This window comes from Arthrobacter sp. CC3, from assembly GCF_039907775.1.
Taxonomy (GTDB): Bacteria; Actinomycetota; Actinomycetes; order Actinomycetales; family Micrococcaceae; genus Arthrobacter.
The window spans coordinates 1-18,821 of sequence record NZ_JARCCY010000067.1 but is presented as its reverse complement, the minus strand read 5'-3'; the positions used below and the strand labels follow the sequence as shown (position 1 = coordinate 18,821).

20 protein-coding genes are annotated in these 18,821 nt (G+C 66.1%); 6 read left to right on the top strand and 14 right to left on the bottom strand.

The window, feature by feature from the left end; translation table 11 throughout:
- Window positions 1-73: 73 nt before the first annotated feature.
- From rnc to coaD, 4 genes are all read right to left on the bottom strand, one after another.
- Entirely contained in the window at window positions 74-796 is a 723-nt protein-coding gene (gene rnc / locus PV761_RS22955; RefSeq protein ID WP_028271644.1) for a ribonuclease III, read from the bottom strand.
- A gap of 18 nt (window positions 797-814) precedes the next feature.
- The gene (gene rpmF, locus PV761_RS22950; RefSeq protein WP_009356569.1) at window positions 815-1,018 is read right to left on the bottom strand and encodes a 50S ribosomal protein L32; all 204 of its coding nucleotides are present in this window, start codon (window positions 1,016-1,018) and stop codon (window positions 815-817) included.
- Between the two features lie 36 nt (window positions 1,019-1,054).
- Window positions 1,055-1,579, bottom strand: coding sequence for a YceD family protein (locus PV761_RS22945; protein ID WP_081818924.1), 525 nt, complete (start codon window positions 1,577-1,579; stop codon window positions 1,055-1,057).
- Between the two features lie 176 nt (window positions 1,580-1,755).
- The gene (coaD, locus tag PV761_RS22940) at window positions 1,756-2,256 is read right to left on the bottom strand and encodes a pantetheine-phosphate adenylyltransferase (protein ID WP_347899864.1); all 501 of its coding nucleotides are present in this window, start codon (window positions 2,254-2,256) and stop codon (window positions 1,756-1,758) included.
- Window positions 2,257-2,299: 43 nt separating this feature from the next.
- Here coaD and PV761_RS22935 point away from each other — a divergent pair, with 43 nt between their 5' ends.
- Genes PV761_RS22935 through PV761_RS22925 form a run of 3 tightly spaced genes read left to right on the top strand, consistent with a single transcriptional unit; the run spans window position 2,300 to window position 5,168 of the window.
- Window positions 2,300-3,175, top strand: coding sequence for an SDR family NAD(P)-dependent oxidoreductase (locus PV761_RS22935; RefSeq protein WP_347899863.1), 876 nt, complete (start codon window positions 2,300-2,302; stop codon window positions 3,173-3,175).
- Window positions 3,172-4,380, top strand: a complete 1,209-nt coding sequence (locus PV761_RS22930; RefSeq protein ID WP_347899862.1) for an aminotransferase class I/II-fold pyridoxal phosphate-dependent enzyme — start codon at window positions 3,172-3,174, stop codon at window positions 4,378-4,380. The genes PV761_RS22935 and PV761_RS22930 overlap by 4 nt, the downstream gene beginning before the upstream one ends.
- A gap of 2 nt (window positions 4,381-4,382) precedes the next feature.
- Window positions 4,383-5,168 (top strand): fused MFS/spermidine synthase, encoded by a 786-nt coding sequence (locus PV761_RS22925; protein ID WP_347899861.1) that lies wholly within the window; start codon window positions 4,383-4,385, stop codon window positions 5,166-5,168.
- Between the two features lie 16 nt (window positions 5,169-5,184).
- Here the strand turns inward: PV761_RS22925 and rsmD are convergent, their stop codons facing one another.
- From rsmD to thiL, 4 genes are read right to left on the bottom strand one after another with little or no spacing between them, the layout of a single operon-like run.
- On the bottom strand, window positions 5,185-5,763 hold the full coding sequence (rsmD, locus tag PV761_RS22920) for a 16S rRNA (guanine(966)-N(2))-methyltransferase RsmD (protein WP_028271638.1): 579 nt from the start codon (window positions 5,761-5,763) through the stop codon (window positions 5,185-5,187).
- A 39-nt stretch (window positions 5,764-5,802) separates the two neighbouring features.
- Window positions 5,803-8,016, bottom strand: a complete 2,214-nt coding sequence (locus PV761_RS22915) for an ATP-dependent DNA helicase RecG (RefSeq protein WP_347899860.1) — start codon at window positions 8,014-8,016, stop codon at window positions 5,803-5,805.
- A gap of 1 nt (window position 8,017) precedes the next feature.
- Window positions 8,018-9,007, bottom strand: coding sequence for a DAK2 domain-containing protein (locus tag PV761_RS22910; protein ID WP_347899859.1), 990 nt, complete (start codon window positions 9,005-9,007; stop codon window positions 8,018-8,020).
- A 22-nt stretch (window positions 9,008-9,029) separates the two neighbouring features.
- A complete protein-coding gene (thiL, locus tag PV761_RS22905) occupies window positions 9,030-10,067 on the bottom strand; it encodes a thiamine-phosphate kinase (protein ID WP_347899858.1) in 1,038 nt (345 codons plus the stop codon).
- 101 nt (window positions 10,068-10,168) lie between these two features.
- On the opposite strand from thiL, the gene PV761_RS22900 reads away from it, so the two are divergent.
- A complete protein-coding gene (locus PV761_RS22900) occupies window positions 10,169-10,672 on the top strand; it encodes a DUF3515 domain-containing protein (protein WP_347899857.1) in 504 nt (167 codons plus the stop codon).
- A 64-nt stretch (window positions 10,673-10,736) separates the two neighbouring features.
- On the opposite strand, the gene PV761_RS22895 is transcribed toward PV761_RS22900, so the two are convergent.
- From PV761_RS22895 to leuC, 6 genes are all read right to left on the bottom strand, one after another.
- Window positions 10,737-11,882 carry a D-alanine--D-alanine ligase family protein gene (locus PV761_RS22895; RefSeq protein ID WP_051628955.1) on the bottom strand — a complete coding sequence of 382 codons (1,146 nt, stop codon included), beginning with the start codon at window positions 11,880-11,882 and terminating at the stop codon, window positions 10,737-10,739.
- Between the two features lie 2 nt (window positions 11,883-11,884).
- Window positions 11,885-12,937 (bottom strand): NAD(P)H-dependent glycerol-3-phosphate dehydrogenase, encoded by a 1,053-nt coding sequence (locus PV761_RS22890; RefSeq protein ID WP_028271632.1) that lies wholly within the window; start codon window positions 12,935-12,937, stop codon window positions 11,885-11,887.
- On the bottom strand, window positions 12,934-13,680 hold the full coding sequence (locus PV761_RS22885; protein ID WP_347899856.1) for a lysophospholipid acyltransferase family protein: 747 nt from the start codon (window positions 13,678-13,680) through the stop codon (window positions 12,934-12,936). The genes PV761_RS22890 and PV761_RS22885 overlap by 4 nt, the downstream gene beginning before the upstream one ends.
- Window positions 13,681-13,690: 10 nt before the next feature.
- Entirely contained in the window at window positions 13,691-15,016 is a 1,326-nt protein-coding gene (gene murA, locus PV761_RS22880) for a UDP-N-acetylglucosamine 1-carboxyvinyltransferase (protein WP_028271630.1), read from the bottom strand.
- A 201-nt stretch (window positions 15,017-15,217) separates the two neighbouring features.
- Entirely contained in the window at window positions 15,218-15,820 is a 603-nt protein-coding gene (gene leuD / locus PV761_RS22875; RefSeq protein WP_028271629.1) for a 3-isopropylmalate dehydratase small subunit, read from the bottom strand.
- Between the two features lie 82 nt (window positions 15,821-15,902).
- Window positions 15,903-17,357 carry a 3-isopropylmalate dehydratase large subunit gene (gene leuC / locus PV761_RS22870; RefSeq protein WP_347899855.1) on the bottom strand — a complete coding sequence of 485 codons (1,455 nt, stop codon included), beginning with the start codon at window positions 17,355-17,357 and terminating at the stop codon, window positions 15,903-15,905.
- Window positions 17,358-17,469: 112 nt separating this feature from the next.
- On the opposite strand from leuC, the gene PV761_RS22865 reads away from it, so the two are divergent.
- Window positions 17,470-18,189, top strand: coding sequence for an IclR family transcriptional regulator (locus PV761_RS22865; RefSeq protein ID WP_011692361.1), 720 nt, complete (start codon window positions 17,470-17,472; stop codon window positions 18,187-18,189).
- A gap of 13 nt (window positions 18,190-18,202) precedes the next feature.
- Window positions 18,203-18,748, top strand: coding sequence for a DUF1697 domain-containing protein (locus tag PV761_RS22860; protein ID WP_347899854.1), 546 nt, complete (start codon window positions 18,203-18,205; stop codon window positions 18,746-18,748).
- Window positions 18,749-18,821: the final 73 nt, after the last annotated feature.

The window sequence follows — 18,821 nt, the reverse complement described above, 5'->3', positions numbered from 1 at the left end:
GAGGGGCCTTCGGCCGTCCAACGTTCGCCATACCCCATTCTATAATTACGAAGCGAATTTCAGACGCAGGACACTAGAGGCCGGCTTCGGATTCCGCCGGAACGCTGGCCTCGCCGGCAGCCGACAGCTTCCGCCAGGCATCGGCTGCGGCTTCCTGCTCAGCTTCCTTCTTGGAGCGTCCGGCACCCTGCCCGTAATCGGTTCCGCCGATCCGGAGCACCGCCACGAACGTGCGGGCGTGGTCCGGGCCTGAGCCCTCCACCGCGTAGTAGATGCTGCCCAGCTGACGGCTGGCTGCGAGTTCCTGGATGCTGGTCTTCCAGTCGGTGCCTGCCCCGAGCGCGGCGGCATCCTGGAGCAGCGGGCCGATCAGCCGCATCACGAGTTGGCGCGCCGTCTCAATGTCGTTGGACACATAGGTGGCGCCAATGAGCGCTTCCATGGTGTCGGCGAGGATGGACGCCTTGTTCTTGCCGTCGGTGAGCTTTTCGCCCTGTCCGAGGTAGATGTATTCGCCAATGCCAAGGCTCCGGCCGATTCCGGCAAGTGCCCTGGTGCTCACCACGGCTGAGCGCCGCTTCGCGAGATCGCCCTCGGGCAATGCAGGGTTGTCCCGGTACAGGGCATCGGTCACGGAAAAGCCCAGGATGGAATCGCCCAGGAACTCAAGGCGCTCATTGGTGGGTATGCCGCCGTTTTCGTAGGCATAGGAGCGATGTGTCAGAGCAAGACGAAGCGTCCCGGCATCAATAGAGACACCGAGACGCTTCAAAAGCTCTTCAGTTGAAGACGTCATGTTCAGCCAGTGGGCCGATTAGACGTCCGCGACCTTGCGGCCCTTGTACTCAAGGAACAGCGCAGTGCCAGCCGAGTCGGTAACGACCTTTGCCTGGTGCGGCAGGCTGTAGGTAACCTGGCCGTTCTCAACGGTCTTCACCAGGTGGGGGGCGGTTGCCTTCCACTGGGAGCGGCGGGCGCGGGTATTCGAGCGAGACATTTTCCGCTTCGGGACAGCCACGGCTAACTCATTTCTCTCTAGAAAAACACTTACAAATCAATTTTGCCGGTCAGGCTTAGCCAGATCAGCTAGGGCAGCCCAGCGAGGATCTACGACCTCGTGGTGATGCCCCGGCTCGTCTTCCAGGCGTACTCCGCATTCGGAGCAAAGGCCCTGGCAGTCTTCCCGGCACACCGGCTGGAACGGCAGCATGGTTACAACTGCGTCCCGCAACACCGGCTCAAGATCGATTAAATCGTGCTCGATTCGATATTGCTCTTCTTCGTCTTCTTCAGCAGAGAACTGGGCGTCCTCGTAGAAGAAAAGTTCTTGCACATTGACCTCAAGGTCATACGCAAGGGGATCCAGGCATCGGCCGCACTCGCCGGTTACTTCGACGTGAACGGTTCCTGATACCAGGATTCCTTCGTGTACGGCCTCCAGCCGCAGATCCAGCCCGACATCCGAGCCTTCCTGCACGCCAATGAGTGCCACACCAAGGTCACTTGGTGCGGGTACATGTTCCGTCAGCGTCCGCATGCTCCCCGGACTGCGCCCGAGGTCCTTGACGTCGAACGCCAAGGGCGAACTAGCATCTCGTTTAATGAGAACTCCTGTTGAACATATGACCGACGTACTATCTTAGCCTGATCTTCCGGATGGACTCAAACCGGGCGAAAGCCACACAGTTCAGCACCGCGGGACAAACTAAGGAATGGGCCGCGAATCCGGCCGGGGCCGTTGCGTACCGATATAGCCTACCCTCTGCGGGGCTGATCCGGAGACGACTCGCCCGCCAGCAGCCGTTTCAGCACCGACCTCGGCACATAGTCCGACACACTTCCGCCCAGATTGAAGACTTCCTTGATCAGCGTTGATGACAAGTGCAGGTAGTGGCCCTCGGTGGGAAGGAAGACCGTTTCCACGCCGCTGAGCTGGCGGTTCATGGTGGCCATCGGGAGCTCGTAGTCAAAGTCCGAGGACGACCGGAGGCCCTTCACAATGGCGGACACCCCCCGCTGCCTGCAGTATTCCGCAAGCAGGCCCTCCCCCACGGGCTCCACCACAATGCCGCGAAGCGACGCAAGGGTCTCGCGCGCCATGTCGATCCGCTCCTCCAAGGTGAAACGGTACTTCTTGGCGTAGTTGGTGGACACCGCCACAATCACTTCGTCAAAGAGGCCGGCGGCCCTTGCGATGACTTCCAAGTGGCCATTGTGGATCGGGTCGAAGGAGCCTGGGCAAACGGCGCGTCTCATGTTCCGAACCTACCGCATACACGGAGCGGGATAACATGACTGGATGCCCGAGTCGAACATTCCCTTCACCGTTGCAGGGGGCGTAGTTCTTGTCACCGGAGCCGCCATGGGCATGGGCCGGCTGCACGCCCTCCGTGCCGCGGCCGAAGGCGCCGCTGTCGTGATCCTGTGGGATGTGGACGGCGACCGGCTGCAGGGCGTTGCCCGCGAAGTCACGGACGTTGGCGCCCGCGCCGTGGCCCGGCAGGTGGATCTTGCGGACCGTGACGCCATTGCGGCGGCCGCACGGGAATGCGCGGCCGAAGGCCCCCTGACGCTGCTGGTGAACAATGCGGGAATCGTGCGCGGCGCCCTGTTCTGGGAGCACCGGTCCGGCCCGGACATCGCGTTGACCATGGACGTCAACGCCCTGGCGCCGATGTACGTCACCCTTGCGTTCCTGCCGGACATGATGGCCGACGCCGGGCGTCCCCGCCGGATTTTGAATGTCGCCTCTGCGGCCGGAACAGTCCCGAATCCGCGGATGAGCGTTTATGCAGCTTCCAAGTGGGCCGTGGTGGGCTGGAGCGACTCGCTGCGGATCGAACTGGAGCAGGAGGGCTACCGGCACCTCCGGGTCACAACGTTCTGCCCGAGCTACATTTCCACCGGAATGTTCGCCGGTGCCCGGGGTCCGCTGCTCACGCCGCTCATGACTCCGGATGACGCGGTCCGGCGGGCATGGCGGGCGATGGCCGCGGGGCGCCCGCTCCTGATCGCTCCGGCGACGGCCAATCTTGGCAAGGTCCTTCGCGGGATTCTCCCGGTCCGCGCATGGGACTTCATCGGCGGACGAATCTTCCGGATCTATACGGGCATGGAAAAATTCACCGGACGGGCAGAGAACTCCGTCACCAACCGACAGGCAGGCAAACAGTGAGCACAACAGTTCCGGCACCGTGGCAGCGGGCAGCGTCGGGAGCCAACCTGCTGGCAGCCGACGGCAGCCTCGGTGTCACGATCTTCGAGGAAATGACCACCCTCGCGGTCCGGACCGGCGCAATCAACCTTGGCCAGGGCTTCCCCGATGAGGACGGCCCGGCGGAAATCAAGGCGGCCGCACAGGCGGCGATCAACTCGGGCGCCAACCAGTACGCGCCGGGCAAGGGAATCCTTCCCCTCCGGGAGGCGATTTCGGCACACCAGCAGCGGTTCTATGGACTGTCCCCGGACCCGGAAACTGAAATCATCGTCACCACCGGCGCCACCGAAGCCATCGCCGCCTCGCTGCTGGCCCTCGTGGAGCACGGCGACGAAGTGCTCACCTTCGAACCCTTCTATGACTCCTACGGCGCCATGATCGGGCTGGCAGGAGCCACGCACGTGACGGCGCCCCTGCTGGCTCCGGATTTCATGCCGGACATGGACGCCCTGGAAGCAGCCTTCAGCAGCCGCACCAAGGTTGTGCTCATCAACAATCCGCACAACCCCACCGGCGCCGTTTTTCCGCGTGAGGTGCTGCAGCGCGTCGTCGACCTTGCTGCCAGGCACAATGCCGTAATCATCACCGATGAGGTCTACGAACACCTGACCTTCGGTGCGCAGCACATCCCCGTGGCAACGCTGCCCGGGGCTGCCGGCCGGACCATCACCATCTCCTCGGCAGGCAAGACATTCTCCTTCACCGGCTGGAAGATCGGCTGGCTGAGCGGACCCGAACACCTCGTATCCGCCATCAGGACGGTGAAGCAGTTCCTCAGCTACAGCTCCGGCACGCCGTTCCAAGGCGCCATCGCCGTGGGGCTGGCCCTTCCGGACGATTTCTACACCGGTATCTCGGAGACCCTCAGGCGGAAGCGGGACATCCTCAGCGACGGGCTCAAGGCTGCCGGCCTGGACGTGTTCACGCCGCAGGGAACCTATTTCGTGAATGTGGACACAGCTCCCCTGGGGATCTCCGATTCCGTCGACCTGGCCCGGAGGCTTCCGGACCTGGTGGGGGTCGCCGCAATCCCGGTACCCGTCTTCTGCCACCCTGCGGGCGCAGAACGGACCCGCAGCCTGCTCCGTTTTGCCTTCTGCAAAAAGACCGAGGTCCTTGAAGAAGCCGCATCGAGGCTCGCTACGCTCCGCGACAGGCTCTGACGATGCCTCCGCGGCCCGCGGCGGGGTCACGCTTCCTCCGGACCACCGGCCAGCACGCGACCATCGAACCGGACGCCTTTACGGAGGGATCCTTCGTGCTGAGCATCGGCGGTGCGGAGCAGTCACACGTGAATCTTGCCGAGCCGGGAGAAATATTCTACGAGTACCTTCGCCGGATCGGACACGTTGTGGACCTGGCAGCCCCTGCCGGTGAGCCTGTCAGCGCCCTGCACCTCGGGGCCGGGGCACTGACACTGGCCCGCTACATCCAGGCGACCCGGCCGGGGTCCCTCCAGTACGCCGTGGAGCTTGAGCGGGAGCTGCTGGACTTCGTCCTGCAGCAGTTGCCAATGCCGGACGGAACGGTACTGCACACGCTGATCGGCGACGCCCGGGACGCACTGGCGGAGCTCCCGGCGGGGCTGCGGTTCGACGTCGTGATCCTGGATATCTTCTCCGGACCGGAAGCGCCGGCGCACATTGCCTGCGCCGGGTTCTACACGGAAGCGGCTGCCCGGCTGACGCCGGATGGCGTGCTGATCGTCAACGTGGGTGACGAACCCGGGCTGACGCTGGTCCGGAGCCAGGTGGCAGCGCTGCGGCAGGTCATGGACGGGGTGGCCGCGTTCGCTGAGTCCGGCATGTTCGCCGGGCGGCATCCCGGCAACATCATCCTCATCGGCACGCGGGGTCCGTGGCCGGCGGGATGGACCGAAGAGCTGACGGCCCGCGGCCCGCACCCAGGGACGGTGCTGGCCGGCGTGGACCTCGACGGGCTCTCTGGCTAATCAGGCGCCATCCTAGTCAGCTGCCGCCGCCCACGGGTTCGGCAAACCACAGCTTGGTCTCGCCGTATTTCTTCTCCGCGAACCGTTCCAGCGACGCCGGCCACGCCGGTTCCGGGCTGCGGGACGAGCGCTCCACGACAACGACGGCGCCCTCCGCCAGGTAGGGTGACAGCTCCTCCAGCACAGCGGCCATGGCGGGCTCATCCAGCGGATACGGCGGGTCCAGGAACACAAGGTCCCACAGGGTTCCCGGCACGGTCCGTCCCAGGAAGGACTCCACCCGGGACCGGTGGACCGACACCGCCTTGCGGCCCACGGACCCGTTAATAAGGTCAGCGTTGCGCTGGCAGGCCTCGCTGGCCTTGCCCTCGAACTCCACGAGGTCAACCGTTTCCGCCCCGCGGCTGGCGCTTTCCACGCCCAGCGCCCCGGAGCCCGCATAGAGGTCGAGAACGCGGGCACCTGCCACCACATTGAAGGCCTCAAGCCGTGAGAACAGTGCTTCCTTGACCCGGTCCGTGGTGGGACGGGTCATGGACCCGGGCACGCTGGCCAGCGTCATTCCACCGCCGGCACCCGCAATGATACGGCTCATGCGCGTACCCCCATGCCGCCTGAAGCTGTGCGTCCGCTCCTAGCCACGCTCAAGGAACGCCTCCTTTTCGGGGTTCAAATACTCTTCGATTGCCTCCGCCAGTGCGGAATGGTCCGCCAGGGCCGGATCCGCGGCCACGATCTGCTGCGCGTCCTGGCGTGCCTTCGCAATGACGTCCTCATGTTCCAGCACGCGGAGCAGTTTCAGTGCGGAGCGTCCGCCTGACTGCGAAGCCCCGAGGATGTCCCCTTCGCGGCGCAGCTTCAAGTCCTCCTGCGACAGTTCGAAGCCATCGGTGGTGGCTGCCACGGCATCCAGCCGGCGTCGGCTGGGGTGTCCGGGTTCCAGGGTGGTCACCAGGAGGCAGGTGCCGGGCAGTCCGCCGCGGCCCACCCGTCCGCGAAGCTGGTGCAGCTGGGATATGCCGAATCTGTCCGCGTCCAGGATCACCATCAGCGTGGCGTTGTGGACGTCAACACCCACCTCGATCACCGTGGTGGACACCAGCAGTTTGGTTTCATTCGCGGTGAAGGACGCCATGGTTGCGGACTTCAGGACCGGATCCTGCCTGCCGTGGAGCGGCGCCAGTGAAACGCCGGCCAGCGCAGGTTCATCCTGGAGGTGTTCGACGACGGCGGTAACGGACGCGAGCTCGCGGGCAGGTCCGTCCCCTTCCAGGTCCGCGGCTGTCGGTTCCGCTTCCCCGGGGCTGAAGTCGCCGTCGTCGTCCTCGCCGATCTTGGGACACACCACGTAGACCTGGTGGCCGGCGTCGATCTCTTCCCGGGAACGGGACCAGATGCGCCCGGCCCAGCCGGGATTTTCGGCGAGTCCCACCACGTGCGTGGAGAGGGGGGCACGGCCCGCCGGGAGTTCGTCCAGCACCGATGTTTCCAGGTCGCCGAACACGGTCATCGCCACGGTCCGCGGGATGGGCGTGGCGGTCATGACCAGCAGGTGGGGCGGGTTGCTGGCCTTCGCGCGGAGGGCGTCGCGCTGTTCCACGCCGAAACGGTGCTGTTCATCCACGACAATCAGCCCGAGGTCGTAGAAGGAGACATTGTCGCTCAGCAGCGCATGCGTTCCGATCACGATCCCGGCAGTGCCAGAGGCCGCATCCAGCATGGCCTGCTTGCGGGCAGCGGCGGGCATCGATCCGGTGAGCAGCGTCACCTGGACGGCGTCCGGCCCGGATCCGCCCAGGAGTCCGTCCCGGGAGAGCGGACCGAGCGTCCGGCGGATGGATTCGAAGTGTTGCGCGGCGAGGACTTCGGTGGGCGCCAGCAGCGCGGCCTGCCCGCCGGCATCAACCACCTGGAGCATGGCGCGCAGGGCAACGATGGTCTTGCCCGAGCCCACCTCGCCCTGGAGGAGCCGGTTCATGGGGCTGTCCTGCGAGAGCTCCTCCGCAAGGGTCTTTCCGACGGCGGACTGGCCGGCGGTGAGGGTGAACGGCAGCTGGCGGTCGAACGCCGTCAGGATTCCGCCTGCGACCGGCCGCCGGGCTGTGGCCTCTTCGGCCGCCAGCTGGGCGCGGCGCCGGGCCAGGGCGGACTGCAGCACGAGGGCTTCCTGGTACCGAAAGCGGTCCCGGGCCCGTTGCCAGTCCCCCGGCACCTCCGGCGTGTGGATGAGCCGGTAGGCTTCGGCGGCCGGCAGGAACTTTTCCCGCGCCGAGACGTCGCCCGGCAGGGGGTCGTCCAGGAGTTCCAGGTCGACGGTGTCCAGGAGGGTTGAGATCACTTTCTGGATGGACCAGCTGGTGAGTTTTGCCGTTGCCGGATAGATCGGGATGGGCATGGCGGCGAGCTTCTCCGGATCCATGCCCGGAGTGTCAGGGTCCTCGTCGAGCAGCTGGAAGTCAGGGTTCGTGAGGCTCAGGTTGCCGGCGTACCGGGTGACTTTCCCCGAGAACAGGGCCCGCCGGCCCGGGAGCAGCTCCGCTTTGGCGCGGTAACCGTTGAAGAAGCTCACCTTCAGGGTGCCGTCGTCATCCGTGATCACAACGTCGGTCAGGGTGCCGCGGCGCGCCCGCATGGCCCGGGTGCTGCTGGACACGACGCGCGCGATCAGGGTGACCTCTTCGTCCAGCGGGACCTCGCTGATGGGCGTCAGCTCGCCGCGGTTGAGGTAGCGGCGCGGAAAGTAGTTGAGCAGGCCGCCGACGGTGGTGATACCGAGGTGTTTCTCAATGACGGCCGCGGAACGTTTGCCGATGCGGCGTTCCAGGCCCAGTTCCAGCTCAGCGTTCATCTCAGTCGGGGTCCCGCGGCAGGGCGAGCTGGCTGACAGAGATGTCCGTGGGTTCGCCGAGGGATCCGATCAGTGCCACGGCCGGTTCCGGGGCCGGGACGTGGACGTGCACCCGCCAGCGGTATTTCCCGTCGGCGTCAGTGGCACCGCCCACCTGGCTCATGATCACCGAATCGCCCATTTCATCCAGCCGCTGGCGCAGTGTGGCGGCGTCCAACGGCGAAAGGCTGATGGTGCACATGACTTCCACGCCGTCGTCGTCGGGCATGTCCGCATGGATGTGCGGATCCTGGACGTCATAGCCGTGGAGGCCGTCCAGCATGTCGCTTTGAAGTTCCTCGCCGAGCACCGCTGAACGCAGGCAGTCGAGGATGAGGAGCATTCCGACCCCGCCGGCGTCCACGACATGGGCCTCGTGCAGGGCCGCCAACTGGTCCTCGGTCCTGACGACCGCTTCGAGGGCCGCCTCAACCGCCGCATCGAGGGCAAGGCCCAGGGCGTGGTTGCTGTCGTCGCCGTTCTGGTCGGCATCCACTCCGGCGGCAGCGCGCGCGGCCGCCTCCATGACCGAGAGCATGGTCCCGGGAACGGGATCGCTCAAGGCGGACCAGGCCCTGATCTGGGCGCGGTTGAGGGCCGCTGCCAGCAGCGGCGAGCTCAGGCGGGCATGGCCGGCCAAAGGCTCAGCGGCGGCGCACAGGAACACCGAGAACAGGGTTCCCGAATTGCCGCGAGCCTGTTCCATGGCGGCCTGGCCTGCCCGCGCAAGCACGGCCCCGACGTCCTGCTGGCCCGGGGTCCTCCCGGGCTGCTGCGAAAGTTCGGGGTCGGGCGATATGGCGGCGCCGTTGACCGCCTGCGCAGCGGCACGGACCGTCAGGTAGAGGTTGGTGCCGGTGTCGCCGTCGGCCACGGGAAAAATGTTGATGGCGTTGAGGCGGTCGCTGTGGTTCCCGAGCGCTGTTTCGGCCTTGCCCAACCACCGCTTCATCGCTTGCGCGTTGGCGGCAATCTTAGTCTGCAAAGTGATCCCATCCCACAGTGTCCGCGGGCCGGCCCGCTATCTTCACGCCAGTGCTTTCCGTTGGTGCAAGGGCTTCTACTGAGCCTATCGCAGCGAAACCCGGAGGCAGCTGTACGTCCGCCGGGAATGTGGCAAGGAGCCCATGGTCTTCCCCGCCGCCCAGCACCCAGGCCATGGGGTCGGCGTCCACCGCGTCCGCGGCGGCGGCTAGTGGTTCCGTGAGCAGCTTCAGTGCGGCCGGATCGAGGTTCAGGACGACGCCGCTGGCGGCGGCCAGGCGGTGGCCGTCGCGGACCAGTCCGTCGGAAATGTCCATCATGGCCGAGGCGCCCGAAGCCAGGGCAGCCGGCCCGGCTGCCAGCGGCGGTAGCGGCCGGCATTGTCTGTCCATAACGGTTCGCAGCGCCGGAGTAAGCAGGTCAACGGCCGGCCCGGATTCAAGCAGGGCGAGCCCGGCCGCCGCGTGCCCCACCGCTCCGGCCAGGGCGACGGTATGGCCCGGGCGGGCGCCCGAGCGCAGAACGGGCTGCTGCCCGGCCAGGGTGCCCAGGATGGCCACCGTGACCGCAAGTTCGCGGCCACGGCCGAGGTCGCCGCCAGCCACCGAACATCCGTCGGCGCCGAGGTCGTGGATGGCATGGGAAAGCCCGTCGGCAAAATCCTCGACCCAGGAAACGGGCGTCTCGGGCGGCAGGGTCAGGCTCACCACCATGGCCGTGGACCGCGCGCCCATGGCGTTGATATCGCTGAGGTTTTGCGCTGCAGCCTTCCAGCCGACATCGAAGCCCGTGGTCCGGTATCCGTTGCGCCACACCAGCCGGAAATCCTGGTCCTGGACCTGGGTGTCAATGCTGACCACGGTCCGGCCGTCCGGGGCTGCCACGATGGCGGCGTCATCACCCGGTCCCAGAAGGAGCGCCGAGGCCGCTGCTCCGCCGTTCGGGTGCAGATTGTTCAGGCGCGGGAAGATCCTGGCGAGGAGTTCGGATTCGGAAAGTCCGGCGACAGTGAGGTGAGATTCAGGCACACCACTACGCTACAGTCCGGGACCGACATCCGGTTCCGGGGCCGGGCGCCGGCCTCTCCTGCCCGTCCAGCCGGGCGCCCGGGCCGGGATAGGCTTAAACCATGCACCAGCTCCGCACCCCGGCTTCCCTCCGTTCGCTTCGCCTGCCCGCAACGGCGGCGGCTGTGGTGCTGGCCCTCAGCGGATGCGCCCCGGTGGTGGATGTGGCGCCGGCCAAGGATGCGGCCAACCCGGCCTGCGCCCCCATGATGGTGGCCCTGCCGGACAGCATGGGGGATGCGGGGCTGCGGAAGACCAACAGCCAGGCAACCGCCGCGTGGGGCGATCCGTCCAAGGTCATCCTTCGCTGCGGGGTCAATGTTCCCGGCCCCACCACCGACCGCTGCGTCAGCGTCAACGGCATCGACTGGGTCATCAAGGAAGGCGACTCCGTGTGGACGCTGACGACCTTCGGCCGCGAACCGGCCACGGAGATCCTCATGGACCCCGACCAGATCAGTTCCGCGACCGTGCTGGCGGAACTCTCGGCCGCTGCCGGGAAGATCAAGGCCACGAGGAACTGCGTGGGCCAGGAAGAGCTGCAAAACCTGCCCACCGGGCAATAGGGTCCCGACCAATAGGGTCCCGACGGGCCGGGGCCAACGGCACACGCGTCCCGGCCGGGCGACGCTAGCGCAGCCCGGTCTTCCGGTTCAGCGCCAGGTAGATCAGTTCGTCAATGAGTTCCGCGTAGCCCAGCCCGGAGGCGGCCCACATCTGCGGGTACATGCTCTTCGGCGTGAAACCGGGCATGGTGTTGATCTCATTGATGATCAGCTCACCGTCGGGAGTATAGAAGAAGTCCACGCGGCTCAGCCCTTCGGCCCCCACGGCGTCGAACGCAGCGGCGGCAAGCTCGCGGACCCGGGCGATCGCCTCATCGGGGAGGTCTGCGGGGCAGCTGAGCGACGCGGCGTCGTCCTCCACGTATTTTGCGTTGAAGTCATAGAACTCGTGTTCGCCAGGTGCCACGGCGATCTCTCCGGGCATGGACGTGCGCGGCGCATCGGTGCCGCGCCCTTCGAGGACGGCGCATTCGATTTCGCGGCCCACGATTCCGGCTTCGATCACGAGTTTGAGGTCATGCTCACGGGCCGCCTCGATGGCCGCATCCAGGCCCTCCAGTGAATCCACCTTGGAGATGCCCATGGAGGACCCCGCCCGCGCCGGCTTGACGAATACGGGGTACCCCAGCAGGTCAACGCGTTTGCGGACGGACTCGGGGTCCGTGATCCACTGGCGGTCCGTCACGGCAATGTAGGGTCCCACCTGCAGGCCGGCGGCTTCGAAGACCACTTTCATGTAGTGCTTGTCCATGCCCACGGCGGAGGCCAGCACGCCGGCACCCACATAGCGGGTATCCGACAGTTCCAGCAGGCCCTGGATGGTGCCGTCCTCACCGAACGGACCGTGGAGCAGCGGGAAAACAACGTCCACGGTGCCGAGTTCCTGCGGCACTTCGTTCGGGGACGCCACGATGAGCTGGTGTTCGCCGCCGATCTCAGCAAGCGTTACCGTCCGGGCCGACGGCGCCACCTCGGGAAGCGAGGAGGCCGAGAGGGACCACTGCCGGGTGTCCCCCGGGGCGAGGACCCACTGGCCAGTCTTGGCGATGCCGATGGGGATGACATCGTACTTGTCGTAGTCGATGGCCCCGAGAACGCCGGCGGCCGTGACGCAGCTGACGGCGTGCTCGCTGGAGCGGCCCCCAAACAACACGGCGACGCGGGGTTTGGTGTGGCCGTGGCCGTTCTTGTTCACTTGTACTTCCGACACAGTCAGTAATCGCCTTCGGATTTCAGGTCCCGGGCCAGCAGCAGCGGTCCCAGTTCGTCAACGGACAATTTTCCGGCCAGCACGGCAACCACTGCCGCGGTGATGGGCATCTCGACGCCGAGCTTTCCGGCAAGTTCGTGCACGGCCTGCCCGGACTTGATCCCTTCGGCTGTCTGGGTCATTTCGGCGGTGACCTGTTCCAGCGTCAGCCCCTTGCCCAGCAGGCGTCCGGCGGTGTGGTTACGGGACAACGGCGAGGAGCAGGTGGCGACCAGGTCGCCCAGGCCCGCCAGGCCGGCCATGGTCTGCGCTTCTCCCCCCAGTGCCAGGGCGAGCCTGGAGGTCTCGGCAAGCCCGCGGGTGATAACCGAGGCTTTAGTGTTGTCACCCATCCTTTTGCCTTCGCAGATACCTACCGCCAGGGCGATCACGTTTTTCACGATGCCACCGATTTCAACGCCGACGACATCGGTGGTGGTGTACGGCCGGAAATACGGCGCGGTGCAGCTGCGGGCGATCCAGGAGGCCACCCCGGCGTCGGAACATGCCACCACGGAGGCGGTGGGTTCCTCGCGGGCGATTTCCATGGCCAGGTTCGGCCCCGACACCACAGCGATGCGCTCGGCTTTGATACCCAGTTCCTCGCAGATGACCTCGCTCATGCGGGCATCCGAACTGAGTTCGAGGCCTTTCATCAGGGAAACCACGTAGGCATCCGGTGAGATCAGGTGCCGCCACTCGCGCAGCTGCAGCCGCAGCGACTGGGCGGGAACCGCCAGCACCACCAGGTCTGCGCCGGAAAGCACCTCGGCGACGTCGGTGGAAGCGGTGATGCTGTGCGGGAGGTCGATGTCCTTGAGGTACTGCGGGTTCCGGTGCAGGGTGTTGATCTGCTCAACGACCTCGGCGCGGCGCCCCCAGAGCCGTATGCTCCGCTGGACACCGGATGCCGTTGCTGCATCGGCAAGGATCTTGGCAAAGGTGGTGCCCCAGGAGCCTGCTCCGAGGACAGCGACCGACATGGCTGAGCCCGCTGCGGCCTGCTCAGGGGTCATTTGCCGCCCCGATCGATGTTGCGCCCGTGCTTGCTCTGGTTGTGGGCGGCCGGATCCCACCGCTCAGCGGGAGGCTGTTCCGACCGCAGGGTGGCCAGGAGTCCGGTGATGGCGTCCATGATGACGCCGGTGGCAGCCGTCAGCGTGGCCTTGTCCAGCGGCCGGCCCTCGAAGGCGCTAAGGTCCACGGGGTCGCCCACGATGACGCGTGAGGTGCGCCGGGGAAAAAGGTGGAAGCGCTTCGCATAGCGCGGGAACACCTGGTGCGCTCCCCAGTGCGCCATCGGAACCACGGGAATGCCGCTTTCGAGCGCCATCCGGGCGGCACCGGTGTGCCCCTTCATCGGCCACAGCTCCGGGTCCCGGGTCAGCGTGCCTTCGGGGTAGATGACGATGGCCCCGCCTTCGTCCACCACTTCCTTGGCGACGTTCAGCGACCGGTTGGCGCCCGCCGTCGAGCGTTCCACCGGGATCTGCTTGGTGGCCCGCAGCACCGCTCCGAGGACCGGCACCTTGAACAGTCCGCCCTTCGCAAGGAAGTGCGGCATCCGCTTCTGGTTGTACAGCATGTGGCCGATGACCAGCGGGTCGATCTCGGTGCAGTGGTTGGGGGCGGCAATGAAGCCGCCCGCCGGGAGCTTTTCCAGCCCTTCCCACTTCTTATTCATCATCAGGTTCATCACAGGCCTGACGATTCCGGCGACGATGACAAAGGTGATGCGGCTCTTGGCCGTTTCCTTCACTGGGGCCCCGTTACTTGGCTGAAGTGATGTCGAAATCGGCGCCCAGCCCGGCGAGCTTCTCCGTGAAGCGCTCGTAGCCGCGGTTAATGATGTCTATTCCGGTCACCCGGGACGTGCCCGTGGCGGCCAGTGCGGCGATGAGGTGGCTGAAGCCGCCCCGGAGGTCCGGGACGTCGATGTCGGTGCCCTTGAGCTGCGTGGGTCCCGAGATGACGGCGGAGTGCAGGAAGTTGCGCTGGCCGAAACGGCACGGCACGCTGCCGAGGCATTCGCGGTGCACCTGGATGTTGGCGCCCATCCGGATGAGTGCGTCAGTGAATCCGAAACGGTTCTCATAGACGGTTTCGTGGACGATCGACACGCCCTCGGCCTGGGTCAGGGCAACCACGAGGGGTTGCTGCCAGTCCGTCATGAAGCCGGGGTGGACGTCCGTTTCCAGGACGAGCGGGTTCAGTTTGCCGCCGCGGTGGTAGAAACGGATGCCGTCCTCACCGATGTCCATGCCGCCGCCCACCTTGCGGTAGGTGTTCAGGAACGTCATCATGTCGCGCTGTGAGGCGCCCTCCACGAAGATGTCTCCGCGGGTCACGAGTGCCGCTGATGCCCAGGATGCGGATTCGTTCCGGTCCGAGAGGGCGCGGTGGTTGTAGCCCCCGAGGTCCTTCACGCCTTCGATCCGGATGGTGCGGTCTGTCTGGACGCTGATGATGGCGCCCATCTTCTGCAGCACGGCAATGAGGTCGATGATTTCCGGTTCCGTGGCGGCACCGGAAAGCTCCGTGATGCCCTCAGCCCGGGTGGCACTGAGCAGAACCTGCTCGGTGGCGCCCACCGACGGGTACGGCAGCGAGATCTTGGCGCCCTGGAGTCCCTTGGGCGCGGAAATGTGGATGCCGCCCGGACGTTTTTCCACAACGGCCCCGAACTGGCGGAGGACGTTCAGGTGGTAATCGATGGGGCGGTCGCCGATTTTGCAGCCGCCAAGGTCGGGAATGAACGCTTCGCCGATGGCGTGGATCAGCGGGCCGCACAACAGGATGGGAATCCTGGAGTCGCCTGCGTGGGCATCGATGGCGGTGCTGGATGCGGTCTTGGCACCCTTCGGATCCAGGGTCAGGTCACCGGTCACCGGGTCCTTTTCGACCGTGACGCCGTGGAGCTGGAGCAGGCTGGTGACAACCTCGACGTCCTTGATTTCAGGGACGTTGCGCAGCACGGACGGCTCGTTGCCCAGCAGGGCGGCCACCATGGCCTTGGGGACAAGATTCTTGGCCCCGCGAACGGTGACGCGTCCAGTTAGCGGGACGCCTCCGCGGATTGTCAAAACACTACTCATATACCGGTTTCCTCACGACTACTCGCCCCCAAATCCTTACAAAGGCTCCAGCTAAGCATAGGAGCTAGCGTTACCGATCTGAAATACGGCGCGATTTTCCCAACACTGCAGAGGGGATCTGAAGCGGGCGCGGCGCGGACCGGTTAAGGGTGCGGCGTGTACCAGGCGGGGGTGCGGCAGGGATCCTGGGGACCGCCCCGCCTAGGACAGCCGTGCGGGCAGTGTCTTCGGCTTGAACGCGGGCCTGGTGGCCTCGTAGGCCGTGATGTCTTCCTCGTGCTGGAGGGTCAGCCCGATGTCGTCCAGGCCTTCCAGAAGGCGCCAGCGCGTGTAGTCGTCAATCTCGAACGGTGCCACCACATTGCCGCACATCACGGTCTTGGAGACGAGATCCACGGTCACTTCGGTGCCCGGGGCGTTCTCCAGCACCTTCCAGATGAGTTCGATGTCATCCTGGGCGACTTCAGCCGCCAGCAGGCCCTGCTTGCCGGAGTTGCCGCGGAAGATATCGGCGAACCTGGAGGACAGGACGGTCTTGAAGCCATAGTCCTTCAAGGCCCAGACGGCGTGCTCGCGGGACGACCCGGTGCCAAAATCCGGACCGGCCACCAGCACGGAACCGGCGTTGAAGGGGGCCTGGTTCAGGATGAAGGCCGGGTCCTTGCGCCAGGCCGCAAACAGCGCATCTTCGAAGCCGGTGCGGGTGATGCGCTTGAGGTATACGGCGGGGATGATCTGGTCGGTGTCCACGTTGCTCTGGCGCAGCGGTACGCCGATCCCGGTGTGGGTGCTGAACTTTTCCATGGCGGATCCTTCGGTACTGAGTGGGTCTGGGCTGCGTGCTCTGGGCTGCGCGGGCTAGCCGGTGTTGCCTAAGAGGCGTTATCTAAGCAGCGCTGCTGCGGGCTGCGGCGGACTCCGGAGCGGGGTCCAGGTCCGACGGCGAGCTGAGCGTGCCGCGGATTGCAGTGGCTGCCGCGACCACCGGTGAAACGAGGTGCGTGCGGCCGCCCTTGCCCTGGCGTCCTTCGAAGTTGCGGTTGGAGGTGGAGGCGCAGCGTTCGCCCGGCTCCAGCTGGTCCGGGTTCATGCCCAGGCACATGGAGCAGCCGGCGAAGCGCCATTCGGCACCGAAGTCCTTGAAGACCTTGTCCAGGCCCTCCGCTTCGGCCTCGAGCCGGACCCGGGCCGAGCCGGGAACCACGAGCATGCGGATGTTCGGGTCCTTGGTGCGGCCCCGGACGATGTCCGCCGCCGCGCGCAGGTCCTCCATCCGGGAGTTGGTGCAGGAGCCCAGGAAGACCGTGTCCACCCGGATCTCCTTCATCGGGGTGCCGGCTTCCAGCCCCATGTACTGCAATGCACGTTCAGCCGCGGCCTTGGCGTTTTCGTCGCCGAAGTCCTCCGGCGACGGCACCTTGGCGGACAGCGAAACGCCCTGGCCGGGGTTGGTACCCCAGGTCACGAACGGCTCCAGGGTGTCGGCGTCGAGGTCCACCTCGACGTCGAACGTTGCGTCGTCTTCGGAGCGGAGCGTGTTCCAGTATTCGACGGCGGCGTCCCACTCAGCTCCCTGCGGCGCGTGCGGGCGTCCGTACATGTAGTCGTAGGTGGTCTGGTCCGGAGCAACCAGGCCTGCGCGGGCGCCGGCTTCGATCGACATGTTGCAGATGGTCATCCGGGCTTCCATGGACAGCGCACGGATCGCCGAGCCGCGGTACTCGAGCACGTAGCCCTGCCCGCCGCCGGTGCCGATCTTCGCGATGACGGCCAGGATGATGTCCTTTGCCGAAACACCCGGGCGCAGCGTGCCCTCCACATTGATGGCCATGGTCTTGAAGGGCTTCAGGGACAGCGTCTGGGTGGCCATGACGTGCTCCACCTCGGAGGTGCCGATGCCCATGGCGAGTGCGCCGAAGGCGCCGTGCGTGGACGTGTGCGAGTCGCCGCAGACCACGGTCATGCCGGGCTGGGTCAGGCCAAGCTGGGGACCGACCACGTGGACGATGCCCTGCTCGGCGTCGCCCAGGGAGTGCAGGCGGACGCCGAACTCCTGGCAGTTGTTGCGGAGCGTCTGGATCTGCGTCCGGCTGGTGAGATCGGCGATAGGCTTGTCGATGTCCAGCGTGGGGGTGTTGTGGTCCTCGGTGGCGATGGTGAGGTCCGGGCGGCGCAGCGGCCGTCCCGCCAGGCGGAGACCTTCGAAGGCCTGCGGCGAGGTCACTTCGTGCACCAGGTGGAGGTCGATGTAGAGAAGGTCCGGCTGGGCGTTGGCACCTTCGCCGTCGCCTTTGCGCACCACGTGCGCGTCCCAGACTTTCTCGGCCAATGTCTTTGCCATGGCCATCTCCCTTCACTGCTGTTGGCTGTTTACATCCACTGAACCAGCACGCCCGCGTAATACGCCAGCCAAATGATTTGCATCTCAGATATTGAGACGGCAATATCATTACATGGACAATTCTAGTGGAGTCGGTGTCATCGATAAAGCGGCCCATGTGCTTGACGCACTTGAGGCCGGTCCCACCACTCTGGCGCAGCTGGTGGCTGCCACCGGACTGGCCCGGCCGACCGTACACAGGCTTGCCCTGGCGCTGGTCCACCACCGGCTTGTCAGCCGCGACATCCAGGGCCGCTTTGTCCTGGGAAGCCGCCTGGTGGAGCTCGCCTCCGCCGCCGGCGAGGACCGGCTGATCGCTTCCGCCGGACCGGTGCTGATGCAGCTGCGCGACGCCACCGGCGAAAGCGCCCAGATCTTCCGCCGGCAGGGCGACTGGCGTGTGTGCGTCGCGTCGGCCGAACGCCCCATCGGGCTCCGCGACACCATCCCGGTGGGTACGCAGCTCTCCATGAAGGCCGGCTCCGCCGCCCAGGTGCTGCTGGCGTGGGAGGACCACGACCGGCTGCTCGAAGGACTGCAGGCGGCGCGTTTCACGCCCACCGTCCTGGCGGGAGTACGACGGCGGGGCTGGGGCCAGAGCCTCGGCGAACGCGAGCCGGGGGTCGCCTCCGTCTCCGCGCCGGTCCGGGGACCGTCCGGACGCGTGATTGCCGCCGTCTCCATTTCCGGCCCGATCGAGCGCCTGACCCGCCAGCCCGGCCGGCTGCACGCCGAAGTCGTCTGCAACGCTGCACGGGTGCTGACCGAGGCGCTCCGTAAGAACAACGACTAAGTAGGCTGTGCCCATGAACAGCTATGCGGTTTTCCTTCGCGGCATCAACGTGGGCGGCATCAACATCAAAATGGCGGACCTCCGCAGTGCGCTCGAGGAACAGGGTTTCGCGGGCGTCAAGACGCTGCTGGCCAGCGGCAACGTGGTGGTGGCCAGCGATCTCGGCGCGGCGGCGGTCAAGAAGGACGTCGAAACCTGCCTCCGTAAGGCCTTTGGCTACGACGCCTGGGTGGTGGTGCTGACCGCAGACCGCGTTGCCGCGCTCGTGGAGTCGTGCCCGTACCCGGCTGAGGACAAAACGACGCACACGTACGTCACGCTGAGTTCGGACACGGCCGTTCTGGACGAGCTGTACGAGGCGGGTTCCCGGCTGGACGGTACGCAGCAGCACCGCCTTGGCCCCGAAGCGATGGCCTGGCTGGCGCCGGCGGGCGGCACCCTGGACAGCCCGTTCAGCAAGCTGTCATCCAAGGCCCGCTACAAGTCCACAACCACCACACGCAACCTTCGCACCATGATCAAGGTGCGCGACGCCACGCAGGCACTGGACGACCGCTAGGAGGCTGCTGAACAACGCGGTTGCGGGGCGGGTGGAACGCCACCAATGGCCGTCTAGCGGCGTGTTCTGGTCA

Excerpts from the sequence above, each read along its gene's own strand:
- rnc (WP_028271644.1), bottom strand. The coding sequence starts at position 796 with ATGACGTCTTCAACTGAAGAGCTTTTGAAGCGTCTCGGTGTCTCTATT.
- coaD (WP_347899864.1), bottom strand. The coding sequence starts at position 2,256 with ATGAGACGCGCCGTTTGCCCAGGCTCCTTCGACCCGATCCACAATGGC.
- PV761_RS22935 (WP_347899863.1), top strand. The coding sequence starts at position 2,300 with ATGCCCGAGTCGAACATTCCCTTCACCGTTGCAGGGGGCGTAGTTCTT.
- PV761_RS22925 (WP_347899861.1), top strand. The coding sequence starts at position 4,383 with ATGCCTCCGCGGCCCGCGGCGGGGTCACGCTTCCTCCGGACCACCGGC.
- rsmD (WP_028271638.1), bottom strand. The coding sequence starts at position 5,763 with ATGAGCCGTATCATTGCGGGTGCCGGCGGTGGAATGACGCTGGCCAGC.
- PV761_RS22915 (WP_347899860.1), bottom strand. The coding sequence starts at position 8,016 with ATGAACGCTGAGCTGGAACTGGGCCTGGAACGCCGCATCGGCAAACGT.
- PV761_RS22910 (WP_347899859.1), bottom strand. The coding sequence starts at position 9,007 with ATGAAGCGGTGGTTGGGCAAGGCCGAAACAGCGCTCGGGAACCACAGC.
- PV761_RS22900 (WP_347899857.1), top strand. The coding sequence starts at position 10,169 with ATGCACCAGCTCCGCACCCCGGCTTCCCTCCGTTCGCTTCGCCTGCCC.
- PV761_RS22890 (WP_028271632.1), bottom strand. The coding sequence starts at position 12,937 with ATGACCCCTGAGCAGGCCGCAGCGGGCTCAGCCATGTCGGTCGCTGTC.
- murA (WP_028271630.1), bottom strand. The coding sequence starts at position 15,016 with ATGAGTAGTGTTTTGACAATCCGCGGAGGCGTCCCGCTAACTGGACGC.
- leuD (WP_028271629.1), bottom strand. The coding sequence starts at position 15,820 with ATGGAAAAGTTCAGCACCCACACCGGGATCGGCGTACCGCTGCGCCAG.
- leuC (WP_347899855.1), bottom strand. The coding sequence starts at position 17,357 with ATGGCAAAGACATTGGCCGAGAAAGTCTGGGACGCGCACGTGGTGCGC.
- PV761_RS22865 (WP_011692361.1), top strand. The coding sequence starts at position 17,470 with ATGGACAATTCTAGTGGAGTCGGTGTCATCGATAAAGCGGCCCATGTG.
- PV761_RS22860 (WP_347899854.1), top strand. The coding sequence starts at position 18,203 with ATGAACAGCTATGCGGTTTTCCTTCGCGGCATCAACGTGGGCGGCATC.